Origin of the sequence: Synechococcus sp. R55.7 (assembly GCF_047461955.1) — a bacterium.
GTDB lineage: Bacteria > Cyanobacteriota > Cyanobacteriia > Thermostichales > Thermostichaceae > Thermostichus.
In genome coordinates this window covers 1-4,772 of sequence record NZ_JANSIC010000204.1, presented here as the reverse complement: position 1 = coordinate 4,772, position 4,772 = coordinate 1, and the positions used below count along the sequence as shown (strand labels likewise).

General features: G+C 53.6%; 2 protein-coding genes. Both read left to right on the top strand.

All coding sequences use genetic code 11. The features are described 5' to 3' along the window. Nucleotides 1-172 precede the first annotated feature (172 nt). Nucleotides 173-3,772, top strand: coding sequence for a helicase-related protein (locus tag NW820_RS10245; protein WP_414328702.1), 3,600 nt, complete (start codon nt 173-175; stop codon nt 3,770-3,772). 29 nt (nt 3,773-3,801) lie between these two features. Then, nucleotides 3,802-4,506 carry a Uma2 family endonuclease gene (locus tag NW820_RS10240; RefSeq protein ID WP_414328701.1) on the top strand — a complete coding sequence of 235 codons (705 nt, stop codon included), beginning with the start codon at nt 3,802-3,804 and terminating at the stop codon, nt 4,504-4,506. Nucleotides 4,507-4,772: the final 266 nt, after the last annotated feature.

Below are 4,772 nucleotides of genomic sequence, written 5' to 3'. Positions count from 1 at the left end.
AGGACTTAAAACCGGCTTAAAACCGTCGTGAAGCCGCTTGCCAACTCCAAACTGCTGTCTCCTTTTATGGAAGAAGGGGACTTTTGCTGTGGGAAAAGAGCTGGAAGTGAGCGCAACATAGCAATGGGGAGCTGGAACAGGCTCCGCTCGCAGCTCTGGAAACCCGCAGTTTATGGCTCGACTGGAAGATCTCACCCCTGGCGCCAAGGTCAAAGGGATCCTGCCCAATCAAACCGTTGCCATCGTGAGTGTGAGGTGGTACGGCAGCAGCACCATCGAGGCCATCTACAAAGACACTCAGGGGCGTCTCCATTCAGAGCTTCTGTTTCGGGATAAAGAGCCAACCCTAGAGGTGGTAGCCGAGGGATCCCTTGGCAACTTCGAGGGAGACGGCGCCTTATTTCGCCTAGCTTCAGAGGCCTATCGGATTCGGCTGGCGCACCTGTTTGATCCCTTGCTGGCCGTTCACACCTCTCTGGTAGAACCCCTGCCCCACCAGATCAGCGCCGTCTATGGGGAAATGCTCACGCGGCAGCCGCTGCGGTTTTTGCTGGCCGATGACCCAGGTGCCGGCAAAACCATCATGGCAGGGCTTTTGGTTAGAGAGCTATTGATTCGAGGTGACTTGCACCGCTGTCTCATCGTTTGCCCGGGGAGTCTAACGCTGCAGTGGCAAGATGAGATGGTGCAAAAGTTTCATTTGCCCTTTGAGATCTTGACCAACGATCGCATTCAAGCCGCCCGAACTGGCAACCCTTTCCTGGAGATACCTCTTCTCATTGCCCGCCTCGATAAGCTCAGCCGAGATGAGGCCCTGCAGGAGAAACTGAGGCAAACTGATTGGGATCTGGTTATTGTTGATGAGGCCCACAAACTCTCCGCATCCTTCTTTGGGGGAGAAATCAAAGAAACCAAGCGTTACAAGCTGGGCAAGTTGCTCTCGCAGCTAACACGCCACTTTTTACTGATGACAGCCACTCCCCACAACGGTAGAGAAGAAGACTTTCAGCTTTTTTTGGCTTTGCTGGATGGGGATCGCTTTGAGGGGAGATTCCGAGATGGAGTTCATACCTGTGATGCCTCGGATTTGATGCGGCGGCTGGTGAAAGAAGACCTGCTCAAGTTCGATGGCAAGCCTCTCTTTCCCGAACGGCGAGCTTACACCGTCCAGTACGTCTTGTCTGACCTGGAAGCCAGGCTCTATAAGGAAGTGACCGATTACGTGCGCGAAGAGTTTAACCGCGCGGAAGCTTTAGAGCAAGGTAGCCGCAAAAGGACGGTCGGTTTTGCTTTAACCATCCTGCAACGTCGGCTAGCCTCTTCTCCAGAAGCGATCTACCAATCCTTGCTGCGAAGACGAGAGAGACTGCAGCGGAAGCTAAAGGAAGAACAATTGCGCAGCCGGGGAGACAACCTTGCTTTTACCACTTCCCTGCTAGACGAAGAAGGCTGGGATGAGGATTTTGAAGACTGCCCTGCTGAAGAGCGGGAACCGCGAGAAGAAGAGCTGGTAGATCAGGCAACTGCCGCCCGCACAATTGTCGAGCTGCAGGCAGAAATTCAGCGGCTGCAGGAGCTGGAAAAATTAGCCTTGCAAGTGAGACGTAGCGGCAAAGACCGCAAGTGGGAGGAGCTATCGAAACTCTTGCAAAATCAGGGGGAGATGTTTGATGCCGGCGGACATCGGCGCAAGTTGGTTATCTTCACCGAACATCGAGATACCCTCAACTATCTGGCTGACCGAGTGGGGAACTTGCTGGGCCAACCGGAAGCGGTGATCACCATTCACGGCAGCATGGGTCGAGAAGAGCGCAAAAAAGCCGAGGAAGCCTTTAAACAGGATCCCGCCGTTCAAGTACTCATTGCTACCGATGCTGCGGGAGAAGGGATCAACCTTCAACGGGCCCACCTGATGGTGAACTACGACCTGCCTTGGAACCCCAACCGCCTGGAGCAGCGCTTTGGGAGAATTCACCGCATTGGTCAAACCGAGGTCTGCCACCTGTGGAACCTAGTGGCCGAGGAAACGCGGGAAGGAGATGTCTACTTGGCTTTGCTGAAAAAAATAGAAATCGAGCAAAGGGCCTTGGGGGGCAAGGTCTTCGATGTCCTGGGCAAAGCGATTGCCGGTCAAGAACTGCGAGAGCTGCTGATCGAGGCCATTCGCTACGGGGATCGTCCAGAGGTCAAGGCCCGACTCAATCAAGTGATTGCAGATCGCCTAGACCACGAGCGGCTCAGGGAACTCCTGGCAGAACGCGCCCTGGCCCACGACTCGATGGATACGACCAAAGTGCAGCAAATCCGGGCGGAAATGGAGCGAGCCGAGGCCCGCAAGCTCCAGCCTCATTTCATTGCCTCCTTCTTCCTAGAAGCTTTTCAACGCTTGGGTGGCACCATTCGAGAGCGGGAACCCAAACGCTATGAAATTACCCATGTGCCGGCAGCAATTCGCAATCGCGACCGCCAGATTGGGTTGGGCGCACCCATCTTAAAAAAATACGAGCGGATTACCTTTAACAAAAACCTCATCAGCGTCCCCAACAAGCCCCCGGCAGAGTTCATCTGCCCAGGCCATCCCCTGCTGGATGCCACTCTGGACTTGGTTTTGGAGCAACACCGAGATTTGCTCAGACAGGGATCCATCCTCGTCGATGAAAACGATCCCGGCGAAACACCACGGATACTGGTGTACCTAGAGCATGCCCTTCAGGATGGGCGCCTAGACCGAAATGGCCAGCGACGGGTTATCTCCCGACGGATGCAATATGTGGAGATCTTTCTCCCCGCTCCCCAAGGGCTAGGAGGAGGAGAGAGCGTCAGGGTAAGAAGCGCCGGCTATGCTCCCTACTTGGACTACCGGCCCCTAACTCCCGCAGAGCGCGACCTTGTGAAAGCGAAAGCTGGATCCCACATCCCCCAGCTCTCGGCTTCAGAGGTAGAAAGCCAAGCCATCGCTTACGCCATTGAGCGTTTAGTTCCCCAGCATTTCCAGGAAATCAAAGCTCAGCGGGAAGAATTGATCAACAAGACGGAGCTGGCTGTTAAAGATCGCCTCACCCGAGAAATTAACTACTGGGATCATCAAGCTGCACAGTTGCGGCTGCAAGAGCAAGCCGGCAGGCCCAACGCCAAGCTCAACTCTGCCAAGGCTCAGCAGCGGGCGGATGAGTTGGCGGATCGCCTTCAGAAGCGCCTATCGGAGTTGGAGCAGGAGCGCCAGCTATCCTCCTTGCCGCCGGTGGTAACCGGGAAAGCCTTGGTGATCCCCATCGGACTGCTGCAGCGGCTACAGGGCAAGCGAGGGTCAACCCCTACCACCTTTGCCCGCGAAACCCGGCGAGTAGAACAAGCAGCAATGGCTGCCGTTATGGCCATAGAGCGGGCGTTGGGCTACGAACCTCGTGATGTCAGCGCTGAAAACCTGGGCTATGATATCGAATCCGCTGGAAGGGAAGGCCTTCGCTTCATTGAAGTCAAAGGCAGAGTTGAGGGAGCAAAGACGGTAACCGTTACCAAAAATGAAATCTTGACAGCTCTCAACAAACCCGACCATTTCATCCTGGCTTTGGTAGAAGTGCCAGCCGATCCCGCCTTTCCAGAAGGGGATGCCTTCAGGGTAAAGACCCCTGCAGGCACCTACACCGTGCCGGGCGAAGGCTGCCAGGTGCGGTATGTGCGGCGGCCTTTTCAACGGGAGCCGGATTTTGGGGCCAGTAGCGTCAACTATGATTGGAAAGAATTGTGGAATCGAGGAAGGGATCCCAAATAGATACTAACTTTCATTGGTAGGATGAATTCATGCTACTGGAATTGCGGCAAATCCATGTTCCAGCAGGTCAGCGAGTTGTCTTGCAGGGCATCTCTTGGCAAGAGTTTGAAACCATACTGAGCGAATTGGGAAACCAGCGGGGGTCTCGGTTGGCTTACGATCATGGCTTGCTGGAGATCATGATGCCGCTTCCAGAGCATGAGGATGATAAAGAGATCATTGGTGATTTAATTAAAGCGCTGTTGGAAGAGCTGGATATTGAGTTCCGCAGTTTAGGTTCGGTGACCTTAAGAAAGCCTACAACTTATGGCCTGGAGCCTAACCAGTGCTTTTATATTCAGAATGAGCTAGCAATTCGCGGCAAGAAACGAATAGATCTCATGATCGATCCACTACCCGATCTTGCAATTGAAGTTGATATCACATCCCGAACCCATCTTGATCTTTACGCAGCACTTCAGGTACCGGAGCTATGGCGATTTGATCAAGGCATTCTTCAAGTTAATGTACTCCGATTTGGCAATTACCAAGAAGTTGATGAAAGCCCAACTTTCCCAGGCTTAAACCTAAAGCAAGTTATCCCTCATTACCTACAGGAGAGCAAAGTCTTAGGTAGAAACAAAGCAATTCAAGCATTCCGCCGATGGGTACAAGGACAAATCCAGTCGTCGTCCAGAAAAAGTAGCAACTCAATCGGCACCCAACATGGCTTGTCCCAAATCAAGATGCCTTAGTTGCTCTTGAACAGGCTGGAGCCATCTTTTCGTTGAGCCCGCCTTCCCCTCAGACTAAACTCTAAACTGCAGCCTGTTTAACCCGAGTAAACTACCCGACACCAACCGCTAGGCGGTACGGAGCGGGCTTTTAGTAGCCCTGCAGTTAGCAAGCCAACCACGAGCCTCTGGGGTGGTTTACAGCACCCCCAATCGACCGTTACCAGTGCCTTAAACAACCGTTTCTGGTGTCCGCAGTATTATTATAGCATTCCTCCCGACACCGA

Coding starts and splice junctions, on each gene's coding strand:
- NW820_RS10245 (WP_414328702.1), top strand. CDS start 173: ATGGCTCGACTGGAAGATCTCACCCCTGGCGCCAAGGTCAAAGGGATC.
- NW820_RS10240 (WP_414328701.1), top strand. CDS start 3,802: ATGCTACTGGAATTGCGGCAAATCCATGTTCCAGCAGGTCAGCGAGTT.